Origin of the sequence: Tardiphaga sp. 841_E9_N1_2 (genome assembly GCF_051811065.1) — a bacterium.
Taxonomy (GTDB): Bacteria; Pseudomonadota; Alphaproteobacteria; order Rhizobiales; family Xanthobacteraceae; genus Tardiphaga; species Tardiphaga robiniae.
Genome location: NZ_JBPWQC010000001.1, coordinates 939553 through 954814, shown reverse-complemented (window position 1 = coordinate 954814; position 15262 = coordinate 939553). Strand labels below are relative to the sequence as shown.

15 protein-coding genes are annotated in these 15262 nt (G+C 59.7%); 9 read left to right on the top strand and 6 right to left on the bottom strand.

Annotation, left to right across the window (positions count from 1 at the left end):
* Nucleotides 1-107: 107 nt before the first annotated feature.
* The gene (locus AB8A50_RS04445; RefSeq protein WP_439077011.1) at nucleotides 108-2411 is read right to left on the bottom strand and encodes a GumC family protein; all 2304 of its coding nucleotides are present in this window, start codon (nucleotides 2409-2411) and stop codon (nucleotides 108-110) included.
* A 233-nt stretch (nucleotides 2412-2644) separates the two neighbouring features.
* On the opposite strand from AB8A50_RS04445, the gene AB8A50_RS04440 reads away from it, so the two are divergent.
* The 3 genes from AB8A50_RS04440 to AB8A50_RS04430 all read left to right on the top strand — a co-directional run bounded on the left by AB8A50_RS04440 (nucleotide 2645) and on the right by AB8A50_RS04430 (nucleotide 6756).
* A complete protein-coding gene (locus AB8A50_RS04440; RefSeq protein WP_439077010.1) occupies nucleotides 2645-3778 on the top strand; it encodes a glycosyltransferase family 4 protein in 1134 nt (377 codons plus the stop codon).
* A gap of 108 nt (nucleotides 3779-3886) precedes the next feature.
* A complete protein-coding gene (locus AB8A50_RS04435; protein WP_439071491.1) occupies nucleotides 3887-5425 on the top strand; it encodes an undecaprenyl-phosphate glucose phosphotransferase in 1539 nt (512 codons plus the stop codon).
* A 62-nt stretch (nucleotides 5426-5487) separates the two neighbouring features.
* Nucleotides 5488-6756 (top strand): O-antigen ligase family protein, encoded by a 1269-nt coding sequence (locus tag AB8A50_RS04430; protein WP_439077009.1) that lies wholly within the window; start codon nucleotides 5488-5490, stop codon nucleotides 6754-6756.
* A gap of 63 nt (nucleotides 6757-6819) precedes the next feature.
* Here AB8A50_RS04430 and AB8A50_RS04425 read toward each other — a convergent pair whose 3' ends face one another.
* Nucleotides 6820-7065 carry a hypothetical protein gene (locus tag AB8A50_RS04425; RefSeq protein ID WP_089264595.1) on the bottom strand — a complete coding sequence of 82 codons (246 nt, stop codon included), beginning with the start codon at nucleotides 7063-7065 and terminating at the stop codon, nucleotides 6820-6822.
* 178 nt (nucleotides 7066-7243) lie between these two features.
* Between AB8A50_RS04425 and AB8A50_RS04420 the strand changes: the two genes are divergently transcribed.
* Together AB8A50_RS04420 and AB8A50_RS04415 are read left to right on the top strand one after the other, a co-directional pair.
* Complete coding sequence (locus tag AB8A50_RS04420; RefSeq protein ID WP_439077008.1) at nucleotides 7244-7414, top strand: hypothetical protein; 171 nt, start codon at nucleotides 7244-7246, stop codon at nucleotides 7412-7414.
* Nucleotides 7415-7773: 359 nt separating this feature from the next.
* Nucleotides 7774-8055, top strand: a complete 282-nt coding sequence (locus AB8A50_RS04415; RefSeq protein ID WP_439077007.1) for a hypothetical protein — start codon at nucleotides 7774-7776, stop codon at nucleotides 8053-8055.
* Between the two features lie 137 nt (nucleotides 8056-8192).
* Here the strand turns inward: AB8A50_RS04415 and AB8A50_RS04410 are convergent, their stop codons facing one another.
* On the bottom strand, nucleotides 8193-8330 hold the full coding sequence (locus AB8A50_RS04410) for a hypothetical protein (RefSeq protein WP_158596804.1): 138 nt from the start codon (nucleotides 8328-8330) through the stop codon (nucleotides 8193-8195).
* Nucleotides 8331-8971: 641 nt separating this feature from the next.
* Here AB8A50_RS04410 and AB8A50_RS04405 point away from each other — a divergent pair.
* Together AB8A50_RS04405 and AB8A50_RS04400 are read left to right on the top strand one after the other, a co-directional pair.
* Nucleotides 8972-10411, top strand: a complete 1440-nt coding sequence (locus tag AB8A50_RS04405) for a tyrosine-type recombinase/integrase (RefSeq protein ID WP_439077006.1) — start codon at nucleotides 8972-8974, stop codon at nucleotides 10409-10411.
* A gap of 175 nt (nucleotides 10412-10586) precedes the next feature.
* Nucleotides 10587-10856 carry a hypothetical protein gene (locus tag AB8A50_RS04400; protein WP_439077005.1) on the top strand — a complete coding sequence of 90 codons (270 nt, stop codon included), beginning with the start codon at nucleotides 10587-10589 and terminating at the stop codon, nucleotides 10854-10856.
* 3 nt (nucleotides 10857-10859) lie between these two features.
* Here the strand turns inward: AB8A50_RS04400 and AB8A50_RS04395 are convergent, their stop codons facing one another.
* Nucleotides 10860-11033, bottom strand: coding sequence for a hypothetical protein (locus AB8A50_RS04395; protein WP_158596809.1), 174 nt, complete (start codon nucleotides 11031-11033; stop codon nucleotides 10860-10862).
* A 1749-nt stretch (nucleotides 11034-12782) separates the two neighbouring features.
* On the opposite strand from AB8A50_RS04395, the gene AB8A50_RS04390 reads away from it, so the two are divergent.
* Both AB8A50_RS04390 and AB8A50_RS04385 read left to right on the top strand, forming a co-directional pair.
* Entirely contained in the window at nucleotides 12783-12959 is a 177-nt protein-coding gene (locus tag AB8A50_RS04390) for a hypothetical protein (protein WP_439077004.1), read from the top strand.
* A gap of 190 nt (nucleotides 12960-13149) precedes the next feature.
* Entirely contained in the window at nucleotides 13150-13440 is a 291-nt protein-coding gene (locus tag AB8A50_RS04385; RefSeq protein WP_439077003.1) for a hypothetical protein, read from the top strand.
* A 460-nt stretch (nucleotides 13441-13900) separates the two neighbouring features.
* Here AB8A50_RS04385 and AB8A50_RS04380 read toward each other — a convergent pair whose 3' ends face one another.
* Nucleotides 13901-14809 (bottom strand): hypothetical protein, encoded by a 909-nt coding sequence (locus AB8A50_RS04380; RefSeq protein ID WP_439077002.1) that lies wholly within the window; start codon nucleotides 14807-14809, stop codon nucleotides 13901-13903.
* Nucleotides 14810-14865: 56 nt separating this feature from the next.
* Nucleotides 14866-15234 (bottom strand): hypothetical protein, encoded by a 369-nt coding sequence (locus tag AB8A50_RS04375; protein ID WP_439077001.1) that lies wholly within the window; start codon nucleotides 15232-15234, stop codon nucleotides 14866-14868.
* Nucleotides 15235-15262 lie beyond the last annotated feature (28 nt).

The following is a 15262-nucleotide window of genomic DNA, read 5'->3' as shown; positions in this document are numbered from 1 at the left end:
AACTCCGTCATGCCCGGGCTTGACCCGGGCATCCACGTCTTAGTCGTTGCGTTGAGGCGAAGGCGTGGATGGCCGGGTCAAGCCCGGCCATGACGAGGGTTCGTCGACTACGCCGCAAACACGCGGCCGCCCGGTCCGACCGGGTCGTTGGCCGGCGGCGCTGAGCGCAACATTTTCACATCGGCGAAGCCCACGGCCTTGAGCTGTTCGGCCATCAGCTGGCGCGCATCCATGCTCATGGTCACTTCCGGCACCACCACGGCGCGGGCCTGATCGGTCAGAAGTCCCGCCGGCAGATCGGCGGCGGTGCCGGCGTCCAGCAGCACGTGGTCGTAGACGCGCAGCAGCGCATCGAGCGCCATGGTCAGGCGCGGCGACTGCAACAGCGAGCGATCGGCACCGGCGCGGCCGGCCGCCACCATATGCAGGCCCGACATCCGGTCCTTGGTGATGACCTGGCCGAACGACGCCTCGCCCAGCATCAGCTCCGCCAGTCCGGGCGCGCGCGGATCGTTCGATACGGCTTCCAGCGTCGGCGACGACGAGGCCAGATCCACCAGTACCACCTTCGCGTCACGCGACAGGATGCGCGACAGCGTCAGCGCGGTGAGCGCGATGTTGTCGTTGTGGCCGGTGCCGAGGATCGTGATCTTGCGCGCCGATTTGCCAGCCGCGCGAAACTCCTGCGCAAGCTGTTCGATTTCGCTGACGCCAGCGGCCAGTTCGGGATGGGTATCGCGCACCACCGGCTGCGGCGCGGCAACGGGAGCCGGCTCGGGCACGATGCCCGGCGCAACGACAGTTTCCGGCTCACGCACGGCAACAGGCACCTGATCCACGAACGGCTTGAACGCCGGCTCGGTGACGCGGGCCTGCGCGACCGGCACCATCGGCGGAGCGCCGCGCGGCGCGGTCATGCGCAGCAGCTCGCTGGTCACGATGCCACCGGCGGTCAGCATCAGCGTCGCCAGTGTCGCGATCAGCACGATCGGGAGTTTCTTCGGATAGGCCGGCGTGTTGGAGACGATGGCGCGGGAGATGATGCGACCATCGGTCGGTGCCGCCTCGATATTCTCACGCGTGGACGCCTCGCGGTATTTCGCCAGATAGGATTCGAGCAGATCGCGCTGCGCCCGCGCCTCGCGCTCCAGCGCCCGCAACTGCACGTCCTGGCCGTTGCTGGATGTCGCCTGACGCTTCAGCTGTTCGAGATTGTTGGTGAGGCCGTCGACGCGGCCGCTGGCGATGCGCGCATCGTTTTCGAAGATGCGCGACAGTTTGGCGGCTTCGTCGCGCAATTGCTTGTCGAGATCGCCGAGCTGGGCCCGCAGCTCCTTGATGCGCGGATGGGCGTCGAGCAGCGTCGAAGACTGTTCGGCGAGCTGCGCACGCAGCGTCACGCGCTGCTCGGACAGCCGGCGGATCAGGTCGGAATTCAGCACTTCCGAGAATTCGATCGGCTTGCCGGTCTGCAGCATGTCCTTGATGAGCCGCGCCTTCGATTCGGCGTCGGACTTCAGCGAGCGCGCATTGTTGAGCTGGCTGTTGATCTCGCCGAGCTGCTGGTTCGAGAGCGACGTATTGTTGGTGCCGATGAACAGGCTGGACTTGGAGCGGAATTCCTCCGCGCGCGCTTCCGCCTCGACGACCTTCTTGCGCAGGTCATCGATCTCGCCGGACAGCCATTGCCCGGCCGATCGTGCCTGGTTCTGCCGCGCGTTCTGCTGCATCACCAGATAACCGTCGGCGATGGAATTGGCGACGCGCGCGGCGAGTTCGGGATCGCGCGACTGGAATTCGACAACCATGACGCGCGACTTGTCGACCGCATAAGCCGTCAACCGCTCGTAATAGGCATCGAGCACGCGCTCTTCGGGCGTCATCGAGAACGGATCGCGGCCAATGCCCATCAGGCCGAGCAGCGACCGCCATGGCTGCGCACCCTGCAACACCGGATCGAATTCCGGACGCTCCGCAAGCTTGTTTTTCTTGATGATCTCCCGGGCGAGATCGCGCGACAGCAACAGCTGCACCTGGCTGGTCACGGCTTCCGCATCGAGAGAAGTACGCTCTTCGTTGCGCTCGCCGCTTGGCCGCAGGAAAACGTTTTCACGCCCGTCGATCAGAATGCGCGCTTCCGACTTGAAGCGCGGCGTGATCATGTTGACGATGACGAGCGAGCCGACAAGTGCCAGCAGCGTCGGAACGAGGATCCACATCTTGCGGCGGACGAGCGCCTGCCACAGCGCGCGCAGATCGAGGTCGCCGAGGTCAGGCGTCGGCGCAGCGTTCACGCGCTCTGCTTTCTTCTCCGGATTTTTGCGAGAAACCGGGTTTGGCATGGTTGGCGCCTTGATGGTCCGTTCGACCGACGCATCGCCCTTGCCTGCACGCCAGAATGCCAAACGCATCGCCTACCCCACCCAAACGCCACTGCGTCTACTCAACGGAATCGATTAAAGACGATTAAGGTTGCCGCGCGGTTAATTGGCAGGCTGATACCGGGACGTTGCAGCGGAAGCCTGAATCCACACGGTTTTTTAACGACGAAGGCTCTTATTGGATTCAATTGCTTCAGGGATTTTCCGATGTGCGTTCCAGCTCCCGGCGACGCCCTCCTCGTCAGCGAATGCCGATTCTGATCATGAGCGCACCTTCGGACACGCCGCTTCGCATCCTGCACGCTGTCCGCGCGCCGGTCGGCGGCATCTTTCGCCACATCATCGATGTCGCCAACGGCCAGGCCGATCGCGGCCATGAAGTCGGCATCGTCGCCGACAGTCTGACCGGCGCCGACCGCGCCCGCGATGCACTGGCCGAGATCGCCCCGCGCCTGAAACTGGGCACCTATCGCCTGCCGATCCACCGCGAGCCACATCCGGGCGACGTGCTGGTCTGGATGCAGTTCATGCGCCTCGTCAGCCGGCTGAAGCCAGACGTGCTGCATGGCCACGGCGCCAAGGCCGGCGCCTTCGTGCGCCTGAAGGCAAAGTCGAACAGCGTCATCCGCATCTACACGCCGCATGGCGGTTCGCTGCATTATCCGCAAAATACGGCGAAAGGCGCCTTCTACAGCCGCCTTGAACGCGCCCTGATGAACCGCACCGAACTGTTCCTGTTCGAGAGCGCTTTCGCCCGCGACACCTATCAGCGCATGATCGGCACGCCGTCAGGCCTCGTGAAATGCGTGTTCAACGGCGTGACATCGGGCGAATTCGATCCCATCGAGCCCGCCGATGACGCCACCGATATCTGCTATGTCGGCGAGTTCCGCCGTATCAAGGGCGCGGATCTGTTGGTCGATGCCGTCGCGCGCCTGCGTGCCGACGGCCAGCCCGTCACCCTGACGCTGGGCGGCGACGGCGAAGAGACCAACGCATTGAAGGCTCAGATAACGCGCCTCGGTCTCACCGACGCCGTACGCTTCATCGGCCATGTCAAACCGCGTTACGGGTTTTCGAAAGGACGCCTGCTGGTGGTTCCATCGCGCGGCGACTCGATGCCCTATGTCGTGATCGAGGCCGCCGCCGCGGGCATTCCGATGATCGCCGCCAATGTGGGCGGCATTCCGGAAATCTTCGGATCGCACACCTCCGCCTTGTTCCAGTCGAACAATGTCGACGCCATGGCCGCGGCGATCAAAACTGCTCTCGATGACATCGCCGCTGCGCGCGCCCGTGCACAATTGCTCCGTGAGCGCATCGCGGAACATTTCTCGCAGGATGCGATGGTCGAGGGCGTCATCGAAGGCTATCGCAGCGCATTTGCGCAACGTTAACTCTCCTTAACCTGTAACCAAATCTTCCGATTTGTCCGGTAATTCTCACGAAAAGCGGTAGGCTTGACGTGCGACATCGCATGCCAGCGCAACAACGGACATTTCACCTTGGACCCGATCAACGCACGCTCAATGATCGACGCGGCCGCGACGGACGCGCCCGGCGAACGCCGGTTCGAACGTCGTCGCAGACTGACGCCCGCGGCCCTCGCCGTCGCCGATCAGAAGGTGCGCGCCGCCTACTCGCCCGTCGTAATCACCGGCGTCGTCCGCGTGGTCGATTTCCTGATGCTCAGCATCATCGGCATTGCGCTCAACCTGCTCTATGTCGCGCCAGAAGCTGGCTTCAGATGGGAATACTTCGCTGCGATCGTCGCGATGGCGGCGGCTGCCGTGGTGTGTTTCCAATCTGCCGATATCTATCAGGTGCAGGTCTTCCGCGGCCACATCAAGCAGCTCACGCGCATGATGTCGGCATGGGCCTTCGTGTTCCTGCTGTTCATCGGCGTCTCGTTCTTCGCCAAGGTCGGCGGCGCGGTGTCGCGTGTCTGGCTGTCCTCGTTCTTCTTCGTCGGTCTCGTCGCCCTGATCGCCGAACGCGCGGTTGTGCGTGCGCTGATCAAACGCTGGGCGCATCAGGGGCGGCTCGACCGCCGCACCATCATTGTCGGCGCCGATTCCAATGGCGAGGCGCTGATCAGGGATCTCAATGCCCAGGAAGATTCCGACATCCAGATCCTCGGCGTGTTCGACGACCGTAACGACAAGCGCTCGATGGACACGATCTCCGGCGCGCCGAAGCTCGGCAAGGTCGATGACATCATCGAATTCGCGCGGCGCACCCGCGTCGATCTCGTGCTGTTCGCGCTGCCGATTTCGGCCGAGACGCGCATTCTGGAAATGCTGAAGAAGCTGTGGGTCCTGCCGGTGGATATCCGCCTCTCGGCGCATACCAACAAGCTGCGCTTCCGCCCGCGCTCCTACTCCTATCTCGGCAAGGTGCCGACCCTCGACGTGTTCGAGGCGCCGATCACCGACTGGGATCTGGTGATGAAGTGGCTGTTCGACCATATCGTCGGCGGCCTGATCCTGATCGCCGCACTGCCCTTCATGGCGCTGGTGGCCATCGCCATCAAGCTCGACAGCCCCGGCCCGGTGCTGTTCCGGCAGAAGCGCTTCGGCTTCAACAACGAGCGCATCGACGTGTTCAAGTTCCGCTCGCTGTATCACGACCAGGCTGACCCGCTGGCCAAGACCGTCGTGACCAAGGGCGACAAGCGCGTCACCCGCGTTGGCCGGTTCATTCGCAAATCCTCGATCGACGAATTGCCGCAGCTCTTCAACGTGGTGTTCAAGAACAACCTGTCGCTGGTCGGCCCCCGCCCCCACGCCGTTCAGCAGAGGGTGCAGAGCCAGCTGCTGGACGAGGCCGTCGACGGCTATTTCGCTCGCCACCGCGTCAAGCCCGGAATCACCGGCTGGGCGCAGGTCAATGGCTGGCGCGGCGAAGTCGACAGCGAGGAGAAACTGCAGAAGCGCGTCGAGTTCGATCTCTACTACATCGAGAACTGGTCAGTGCTGTTCGACGTCTACATCATGCTGAAAACGCCGGTTTCAATGCTGACGAAGAACGAGAACGCGTATTGAGGCAGGCCTCAGCCTCTGCCCTACACCTCTCGTCAACCCTGCCTGCGTAGAGTGATGTCGCCATGAGCACTCACGCGACTGCCGATGACTACATCGCCTCGCCCGCGGCACCTCCCGCCGTGGTGACGCTGCAGCGCGCGCTGCTGTGGGCGATGGGTTTTGGCGGCGCCATCGTGTTCATTGAGCCCAGCCCCTTCGAGATCGCCACCCTCACGGCGATGGTGGTGTTCTTCGCGTCGGGCCTGCGCATGCGGCTGGTGTTCATGCCCCTGCTGCTCATGCTGTTCCTGGTCAATCTCGGCTACACGATCTGCGCCGCCTATCTGCTCGACAAGGCGCCGATCGTGAACTGGATCCTGACCTCCTGGTACATGGCCATCATGGCGATCTTCGTCGCACTGGTGATGTCCGAGGACACGCTGGCGCGCATCGACCTCTTGCGCCGTGGCCTGATCGTCGGCGCACTGGTGGCGTCGCTGGCCGGCATCCTGGGCTATCTGCACCTGATCCCCGGCGCGGAGATGTTCACGCTCTACGGCCGCGCCGCCGGCACCTTCAAGGATCCCAACGTGCTGGGCGCGTTTCTGGTCCTGCCGGCGCTGTTCTGTCTGCAGAGCGTCGTCAGCGACGGTTTCGGTCGCTCGCTCCGCAGTGCCATTGCGCTCGGCATCATTGCGCTCGCCGTCCTGCTCGCCTTCTCCCGCGCCGCCTGGGGCCTGTTGGCGATCACCTCGGCCTTCATGCTGATGCTGATGGTGCTGACCAGCCAGTCCAACAAACAGCGCTCGCGCATCATCATCATGGCGCTGGCGGCCGTCGCCGTCGTGGCGCTGGTGATCGTGATCCTGCTGCAGTTCGACTTCATCGCCGACATGTTCAAGCAGCGCGCCTCGTTCGATCAGAAATATGACGAAGGCCGTTTCGGCCGTTTCGGCCGTCATGTGCTCGGCGCGCAGATGGCGCTCGATCTGCCCTTCGGAATCGGCCCGCTGCAATTCACGCGCTTCTTTCCGGAAGACACCCACAACTCCTATCTCAACGCCTTCATGTCCGGCGGCTGGATCTCCGGCGTGTGCTATCCCGCGCTGGTGTTCATCACCGCCTTGCTCGGCTTCCGCTACATCTTCGTGCGCGTGCCATGGCAGCGCGCTTATCTCGCGGTGTTCGCAGCCTATCTCGGCACGGTCGGCGAGGCCTTCATCATCGACACCGACCACTGGCGCCACTTCTGGATGATGCTCGGCATCATGTGGGGCATGTTCGTCGCCACGCAGCAATATATGGCCACGGCGCAATTGCGTGCGGCGTCCGGACAGCCAGGCAGCGTCTGACAAGGTCACAAACGAAAACAGCCCCGCTTGCGCGAGGCTGCTTTGTCAAACCATAGACGTCCGTTAGCGAACGATCACAGTCTTGGTGCGCGAACCGCGGCGATCCCAGCCATGATGGCGGTGACCGTAGTCGCGGCGCACATAGGCGCGGCTCTGGCGATAGCCATGGCCGCGATGATAGCCACGATCCTGATGGTGATAACCACCGCCGCCGATCTGCACATTGATGCCCTGCGCAGACGCGGGGCCCGCAGGTGCTGCGACATAGAGAACGGCCGCAGCCGCCAGCAAAGCCAGTTTCTTGATCATGACAATTTATTCCTTCCTTTAAAAGTATCGCGGGACAAGCCATTACCGCCCGGAAGGTTCCGCACGAAATGAAGCACATCGACAAAGAACCCGCGCATGTTCGAGCCGTGCCCGATTCTCTTGTGATTTGCGATGATCATCAAAGGGAACACGCGAGGAACTGAGCCGTTCTCTTCGCATGACACAGCAAGCAAAGAACCGCGCCTTCGACAAACAGCCGAAGCCCGATCAGAAAATTCCGCCGGCCGGCCCGCACGACAAGCCGGAACTGACCGACGAGACCAAGACGCCCGGCAGCGGCGTCTTGCCTGACAAGGATCACAAGGAAGTCGAAGGCCCGACGGGATGAGCGCGATCGGTCATCATGTCGTCACGCATCACCGTTAGACATTTATTAACCTTCTCGACTCACTGTGGAGTCAAGGAAGCGCAGACCGGATGTACGTCTGCGTTTGATGGCTCGGAGTTCGCTCCGGGCCATTATCTTTTCTGGACCGTGATCTTTTCTGGATCATGAGCTGCGAGATGATCGACGCTGCACGCGCATCTCGCTTTCGGTTGCGCCGCGTAAAGCGGAACGCCGCTCGCTGATCACGCGATATTATTCGTTCCCCCATCGCGGCAAAATTTGTGGCCGATATGCCATGAATTGGAACTGAACCTTCAAAACACCGACACGTTGACTTCTCGATACGAAGGAGAAGCAGCATGAAGAAGACAGCACTTATTCTTGCCACCGTCGCTGCCGTCGGCGCGGCGTCGATCGCATCGAAACCCGCAGAGGCCCGTGGCGGCCGCGGCGCGGTGATCGGACTCGGCATTGCAGCAGGCGCATTGGCGGCAGGTGCCTATGGCGCTTACGGTCCCGGTTACGGATATGGTTATGGCCCGCGCCATTACGGCCCGCGTTATGCCTATGGTCCGCGCTACGGTTACGGCAACGGCTACTATGGCGGTCCCCGCTATTATCGCAGCTACGGCTACTACTAAACGCGGCTGATTGAATTGACGAAGGCCCGGAGCATATGCTCCGGGCCTTTTTCGTCACCATCATCCAGCATTCGCGCGCATCGCTGCTGCGTTGCCGCAAGGACTTCAGTTACCAAGGACTTCAGTTACGCAGTGGGCTAGATACCAAACAGCCAAACAGCCGTGATGGTCGCAACCACCGCTAACCCGCTGATGGTCCAGCCACCGTAGTAGCCGATATCATCGTCATGCCGGACCTCCGACGGACCATCTGCGGTATGCCAATGACTTGCCATGCGAGCCTCCTGTTTTCAGGATAATCGGTTCGATGGCGAAGGGTTCCATTGGCGCAAAAACGACACATCCGGCGCCGCTCCCTGCCGCTATTCCAAACGCGACACCGGCATCTGTGGCCAAAGGGTCACGACGGCAAGGATTCATTAAGGAGTGCGGCCGGGGCAATTGACGGAACCCGGAGCCGGGAGAAGTCTAATGTTTTCAGCGTAGAGTAGATATTATGTTAGAGATTATTGTCCTCGGCTTCCTTGTCTGTGCAGCGGCTTATGTCGGGCTTCTCTGGTTCGCCGGACGGAAAGACGATGTGATTCACGGTGATTTCGTCGAACCGAAATCGTAAGGCCGGCGTCGCGCGCGCTTGATCGAGGCCACCCTATCCAGGCGGCACCGCTCGGGTGCGAGACTACTAATATCTTGAAATGATTTGTAAAAATGGTCGGAGCGAGAGGATTCGAACCTCCGACCCCTAGTCTCCCAGACTGTATCAATACCGTAACGAAACCTAACAACACTATACATCCAAATCGATATTAACCATTGGCGTTGTTGCTTTTATTGCAATTCTGATGTATCGTTAGTAACTCCGGGTAACAGACCCTAACGGTGACTAATCGTTACCCCGTTCCATATCGGGGTAAACATGCCAGGATTGACCGGTAAGGCGATCGAACAAGCGAAACCAAAGGCGACTCGGTACGAAAAGCCCGACTCGGTCGCTGGGCTCTATCTGGTCGTGCAGCCTAGTGGCGCCAAATCATGGGCACTCCGATTCCGGTCACCGGTCGAGCGTGGCAAGGACGGTCAGCGCAAGGCAAAGAAATTGACGCTCGGTACCCTGGCGATCGGATCGTCGAACGGCGAGCCGTTGATCGGTCAGCCGCTCACGCTTACCCAAGCGCGCATGCTAGCGACCAGCGCCTTGGAATCGATCCGCCGAGGCATCGACCCGACCGTTGCCCGCCGCATTGAGGTGGCAAAGACCAAGGAGACTTCCCTTCCCGACAGCACAGTCGATACTGCGATGGTCGAGTTCTTGAAGCGATATCGGGGGAAGAAGAAACAGGGTCTTCGCAATTCAACGCGCAAGCTGACGGCCACATACTTCGGTCTGAAACCCGATCCCGAGAATGAGGGCGCATGGATCAAGAACGGTGGCGGCGTGCTCAAAGGCTGGTCCGGCAGGCCTCTCTCGGCGATCACCAAACGGGATGCCGTTCTACTCTTGGACGAATTGGTTGATGCGGGTCACGGCGTCACAGCGAACCGTACACTGACCAACCTCAAGACCTTCTTCGGGTGGTGTGTCAGTGATCGGGACATCCTCGCGACGTCTCCTGTTGCCACGCTCAGCAGCGTCGCAAGCGAAGCGAGCAAAGAGCGAATTCTTTCCGATCTGGAAATTATTGCGTTTTGGCGCGCCGCCGATGTCGAAGCATATCCGTTCGGTAAGCTTATGCAGCTCCTGCTACTCACCGGTGGACGCCGCAACGAGTGCAGAGAGGCACCATGGTCCGAGTTCGAAACTCAGTCTGCTTCGGTCACTCTACCAAATGGCCAGAAGTGGCAAGGACCGCTTTGGACGCTTCCGCCGGAGCGCACTAAGAACAACTCTGAGCATCTTGTACCACTTAGCTCTTTGGCAGTGGCTTTGCTCAAGGACTTACCGTCGATTGGACCCAATCGGTTTCCTGCGTCGGCTGGCGCGGTGAGACTGGTGTTTACGCTCACAGGCGATACGCCTGTCAGTGGTCTGTCCAAAGCGAAGAAACGCCTTGATGCGACAATGAAAGAAGAGCTTCAAAAACTGGATCCTGATTTCGTTTTCCAAGCGTGGACGTCCCACGATCTACGCCGCACGTTCTACAGCGGTCTCCAGGGTCTCGGCTTTTCGATCGAAGTGGCGGAAGCCTGCGTCAATCACAAATCAGGCACTCTGCGCGGGGTCGCTAAAGTCTATGCGCGCTATAGATACCTTTCCGAGAAAACCGAGGCGTTCGAAGCGTGGTCACGGCATATCGATAGTTTGGTGAATGGGACGCTTGCTGCGGGAGTAGCTTCTCTGCAAGGAGTCGAGGCATGAGCATAGATATCTCCGATAACCCCATCCTCCTTTTGCTTTTCGTGATCGCTGCTCCACCGCTCCTTATGCTTGGTCTTGGCTTCCTTAAAGCCGCCAGAGCGCTTTACCGAAAACGACCGAGTCAGTGAGAACAGAATGCAGGGACGAGTGCGCTCCTGGAATAGGATGGAAAACAATGCGCACATCGGCGGTCATCGCTGCTATCTCCGGGCTCGCGACGCTATGGTCTGGCTATTGCTTCTTCGTCACTTCGACCGGCCTCGACAAGGCTGCTCGCATACGTGCAAATCCTAACGGAGATGTGGTTTGGCTCGAACGTTGGGAGGCTAACCGCGAAGCGAGCCTCATCTGCGGAATTGTCTTCTTCCTGATCTTCGTTTGGGCCTTTGCCGTGCTTTACAAGGCGCAGCGCGACGAGATCCACCCCTCCCGCACTCCCGAATAACGATCAGTTAGGAGCGCGCTCGACAACTTCGACAATCGCGTGAGGAAGGACCTGAGGCGTGGCCTTTGTCCAACGGATGGCCTCTGCGGGGTTTGCTGTCATCAGATCGAAGTGCCAAACCAGTGGCTCCTTGCCCGATGGCATTGGTGTGGTGACGCGAACCGTGGTCGTCTGCATTCCAGTCTCCGAATCTGTTGATACGCAGACTTTAGCGTTGCATTTGCGAATCAGGAATACGTGCAGGGCCCATGACGCCACGTTGACCAATCCCCGTGACGCCCTCCCCGCCATCGGGTAAAAAATGGCGGAATACCGGAACGTTACGATCTGCAAGCCGTTCGTCCACCCATGGCGGCAAGGTGCGGCCACAAGGATGTGTCCGATGCCAGCCGATCAAGAAACAGCCGTCGCCCCTCACGAAACTCCACAGACCGATCACACGCCTGTCCCAGCCAAAATACTGACCATCGGGCTGGTCGTTTGGCTGCTTGTGGGCGGGTTAGCCGTGCTCGGCGCATATGCCTTTCTCCTTCGCGGTTGACCCCTGGTCTCGTGACGCCATTACCAAGGCTGAAGCGTACATCACTAGCCACCTGATGCTCGGGGAGCGCCGGATACCTTTCAGGTATTCTTTTCTCGCAACCGCCGCTTAAGTTTTACGCGGCATTGTTCACTACGGTGATCGCTCGTGCCCGATAAAGGCAGACTCTGCTAGGGAGGCGAACTTGACGTCAGCCCAAATCATTGTTGCCGCACCTGAAGGCTGGCCGTCTTTCGACTTGGCGTCGCTAGGCGCGAGCGTGCTAACGTTCGGAATTGCGGTGGGGCTTGTGATCTGGTTGCTTGAAATCCGATCGCATGAGCGCACGGAAAAACCCGCCGAGGACGAATTCGGCGGGTCTTAGTCGCGGTGCGAATACGAAGGCCGCTTGGAGCTAGCCTCTACGTCAAAGCTTAATGAACTGATCTCCTTGCCGCTGATTAGACGCATCACCCGCTTGGGTTACACGCCGCTAGGCACGACAATACTCCCGCAGCTTTCGCCCCCTCGCTAAAACCAACGCGGCGACCTGCTCTGAGGCTCACAGGGATTCGAGTAGTAACCGTAGGCTCACCGTAGCGACCGCTGCGAGCTGGACGGCCAGCGCGGCGGCGAGTTCCGCCTCTTGCCTCTGATCGTGTGTGTCTGTCCACCATTGACCGATTCTGCTCTGCATACCTGATCCTGACATACGCTCTTGATGACCGGGTGCGTATCCGCTTCGTTACGGCATGCGCGGGCTCTCAATGACGATGGCGGCGATGACAGCTGTGGCGCTTATTGCGACCGCATTTTTGCTATCAGTGGCCTGGCTCTAAGCATCACAAGAGCAATAAGGGCAAGCCCAACACCAGCAGGAAAATGACGAGGACGCCAAGTCCTAGATTATCGTCGCCATTTACTTCTCTTGAGGCCGTCGGTTCGAGCGTCGACATTTTTCGGCCTGACAGTAAGCCAGCCACTTTGCGACGAGCCATCCAATGCCCGTCTGCTGGCGCCTGAGATACTTTTGATTTCCGCCCATCACCGTGGTCATCGCCCCTCTACGAGGCCGCTTGAAGTGTGCGCGCTTCGAGAGCTTCCATGTATTGAGCAATGGCTCTGTTCGAGAGCAGCAGGCGGCTCCTTACTCCCTGCCGAATCATGGTTTCAACCGAGTGGAGTAGAGTGTGCGAACAAAACTCTGCGTCCTCGATCTCGCCTGCCCGTTCCAGATAATCCCATGCAATTTGGATCGCCTCTTCCATGAGGACAGCGAGGTGAACCAGTTGGCCAGGATTGTTTCTCATGCCTATTCAAACGGCACGATCTGGATTCGTTCCGCGCCAACGGGGAACACACGATTAAACCCGAGGTTTACGAACATATAAATGAAAGGACAGACTATGAGCGTCGAGAAAACAAACCCGCCAAGCGATGACGACCGCGATAAGCAGGACTGGGGTAAGCAATCACAGAGCAACGAGCCCTGGAAGCAGAATGCTCAGAACACCACCGACCCGAGCCTGCCGGATACGCCAAAGCCGGACTTGGAGAAGTGGAAAGACACCAACACCCACTGACCAACAAAAAGCCAGCCGCACCGGAGGACTCCAATGCGGCGGGCCTTTTCGAAGCCGCGTTGGGGCACAGCCTCACTGATTGCTACGCGGGGCCTCGGGTAAAGTTTCAAAAAGATAAGTCCCCGGCTGTCGGAACGTAGCGTGCATCAGCTCATTACTGCAGTACGAAAACAACCACGAGGATACTCAAATGAAGAAATTTGTCATCGCTGCCGCGATTGTTGGACTCTCTGCCACTGCGTCCTTCGCTCAATCCGGCGCTAACCCGAGTGCTCCGCAGCCCGGCTCAACCGGCGCAGGCGTCAATCAACCCGGTACTACTTCAACCGGGACGGCTGTTGATCGTGCTGACACTATGAAGAAGGATGGGATGTCAGGTACGAGCGGTATGACTAGCACTGGCACGAACAACAATATGCAGCAGGGCGGCGCGACCAAGGATGGTATGGGCCAGCAGAACAAGGGCGGCATGTCCAAGTAAGGGCAGAGCCGTCCGGACATGGTACCGGGCGGCCCTTCCATGCTGCTGGCCGCCATCGCCGGTGCCGCCGAACCCGCCTTGCCAAGCAGCGGCAAACGCGGAAAAGAAGACCGATGACGACGTTAAGCGGTGACGCCAGCGATGCGCCCGGTCTAGGGAAAATTCAACTTAAGCGAACTGGTATCAAGCGGTCTGCTGGCAATATTGGCACGCGCCAGCCGAACTATCTCTGACGAATTGTCTCGGAAAATTATCTCGGCTTGATCTCGAGTGGGAGATGCGACCGTTACCGCACAAGATAAGCGGCCTCTTCCGTCTGACATTTGAAAATAGAACGTGTAACCGGCTTTCGGCTCATGTTCTTGCATGGCGCTTCCCCAACCTGTGACGCCCCCACGCCACGCCGCGAAGGTGTTCGCGCTTTACGGCCAGACTATGGCCCAAGGTCCCGCGACGTCGCTCACTCATAGCGGAACCTCGCAGCAGTTGATCGAACCAGCAACGAAGCTGTAAGCTGCCCTTCATGACCAAAGAACATCTCACTGCCGACGAGCTCGTCTGGATGTTTCACGAGAAGCTCGCAGGGTCGAACCTCCGCAACGCTCGCATAGCAATCATCCCGAACGGCCGCAGCGATTGGAACGCGCTGACAGATGCCAGTCAGCGTCGGCAATTTCCGAAGCTTGCTAGTATGGTGACGGGGATAGAAAAGCAGCTGCGGCATCGCTACAGCCTGAAATAACACTGAGTTCACTTCGGGCACCGCTAATACCGCCGGCTGCGGTCGTTTGCTGCTAGGGTTACTGCCAGAAGGCAGGGACCGATGGCAAAGAAGCCGATTTCCAAAGCCGACCTGGCGCAGCTTTTTCGCGAGCGCATGAACGAGCACCCGGAATGTCCGCCGGCAGTATCCGTCGAGGTTCGAGAGGTGAAGACCTCCGAAGGTCCTGGATGGAGCGCTGTGACGAGCACAGCCGATAGCTTGGCCCACTTTAAGTGCGCTCGTATCGTTGGAGCTCTCACCCTTGAGCTTCGGCAGAAGTACAAGCTCTCCGACGACTGACACGGGGTAATGAATGGCTTCATTTGAATGAACGACCGCGAGAGCCTGATAAAGGCCCATTACTGCAAATCGATTCTGAACGTCGCCTGGATCAGCACCAATCAGGAAGCGCGAGGACTGATGGAAGGTGTGACGAACGAGCAATCCACTCTGAACACGTCTGGTCCCATGGCCGAAGCCGAACGAGCCGCTTTGACCGCAATCCGGGGCCTTGCCGGACATCAGCATGATCGAGCCCTGCCCCAGAGCTCCAACGAGTGGATGCGGGCCATGCAAGCCGTAGAACTTTGGCTGAACGTTCATCATAGATAGATTGCCCGTCGCGGGTCGTGCGCGCGTCATGCGGGGAAATGCGGGCTGGCTCACGCAATCCACTGATCGCCGTCCTTGTCTGTGATGCCGTCCCAATGCTTGTGGAGCATGAAACTGCGCCAAGGTCCGTCCTCCTTGTTTGCGACCAGCTCGACGACCTCTTTCATCTGGGCGATTGTCCTGCTGTTGGCGAGGATCTTCCCAATGTTGCGAAGTCCGGCGCGCAGCGATTGTCCGATTGGATCGCGTACCCAATCGTCCCCTCGTTCGATGCCGTCGATGAGGTCGTCCAATTTCATAGGCGTTGACTTGTCTACGATTGCCGACAGAGGGTCTTCTGCCCGGAGCCTTTCGTTCTCCATGATGGCGTCCAGGATTCGACCAAGTGCTTCGCCTAGCTCCTTCGTGTGCTCGTCCATCGTCCGCTCCACTTTAATTGGTGTTGGC

Excerpts from the sequence above, each read along its gene's own strand:
- AB8A50_RS04395 (WP_158596809.1), bottom strand. The coding sequence starts at position 11,033 with ATGCAGACGACCACGGTTCGCGTCACCACACCAATGCCATCGGGCAAG.
- AB8A50_RS04405 (WP_439077006.1), top strand. The coding sequence starts at position 8,972 with ATGCCAGGATTGACCGGTAAGGCGATCGAACAAGCGAAACCAAAGGCG.
- AB8A50_RS04430 (WP_439077009.1), top strand. The coding sequence starts at position 5,488 with ATGAGCACTCACGCGACTGCCGATGACTACATCGCCTCGCCCGCGGCA.
- AB8A50_RS04390 (WP_439077004.1), top strand. The coding sequence starts at position 12,783 with ATGAGCGTCGAGAAAACAAACCCGCCAAGCGATGACGACCGCGATAAG.
- AB8A50_RS04440 (WP_439077010.1), top strand. The coding sequence starts at position 2,645 with ATGAGCGCACCTTCGGACACGCCGCTTCGCATCCTGCACGCTGTCCGC.
- AB8A50_RS04445 (WP_439077011.1), bottom strand. The coding sequence starts at position 2,411 with ATGCGTTTGGCATTCTGGCGTGCAGGCAAGGGCGATGCGTCGGTCGAA.
- AB8A50_RS04400 (WP_439077005.1), top strand. The coding sequence starts at position 10,587 with ATGCGCACATCGGCGGTCATCGCTGCTATCTCCGGGCTCGCGACGCTA.
- AB8A50_RS04410 (WP_158596804.1), bottom strand. The coding sequence starts at position 8,330 with ATGGCAAGTCATTGGCATACCGCAGATGGTCCGTCGGAGGTCCGGCAT.
- AB8A50_RS04420 (WP_439077008.1), top strand. The coding sequence starts at position 7,244 with ATGACACAGCAAGCAAAGAACCGCGCCTTCGACAAACAGCCGAAGCCC.
- AB8A50_RS04415 (WP_439077007.1), top strand. The coding sequence starts at position 7,774 with ATGAAGAAGACAGCACTTATTCTTGCCACCGTCGCTGCCGTCGGCGCG.
- AB8A50_RS04380 (WP_439077002.1), bottom strand. The coding sequence starts at position 14,809 with ATGATGAACGTTCAGCCAAAGTTCTACGGCTTGCATGGCCCGCATCCA.
- AB8A50_RS04385 (WP_439077003.1), top strand. The coding sequence starts at position 13,150 with ATGAAGAAATTTGTCATCGCTGCCGCGATTGTTGGACTCTCTGCCACT.
- AB8A50_RS04375 (WP_439077001.1), bottom strand. The coding sequence starts at position 15,234 with ATGGACGAGCACACGAAGGAGCTAGGCGAAGCACTTGGTCGAATCCTG.
- AB8A50_RS04425 (WP_089264595.1), bottom strand. The coding sequence starts at position 7,065 with ATGATCAAGAAACTGGCTTTGCTGGCGGCTGCGGCCGTTCTCTATGTC.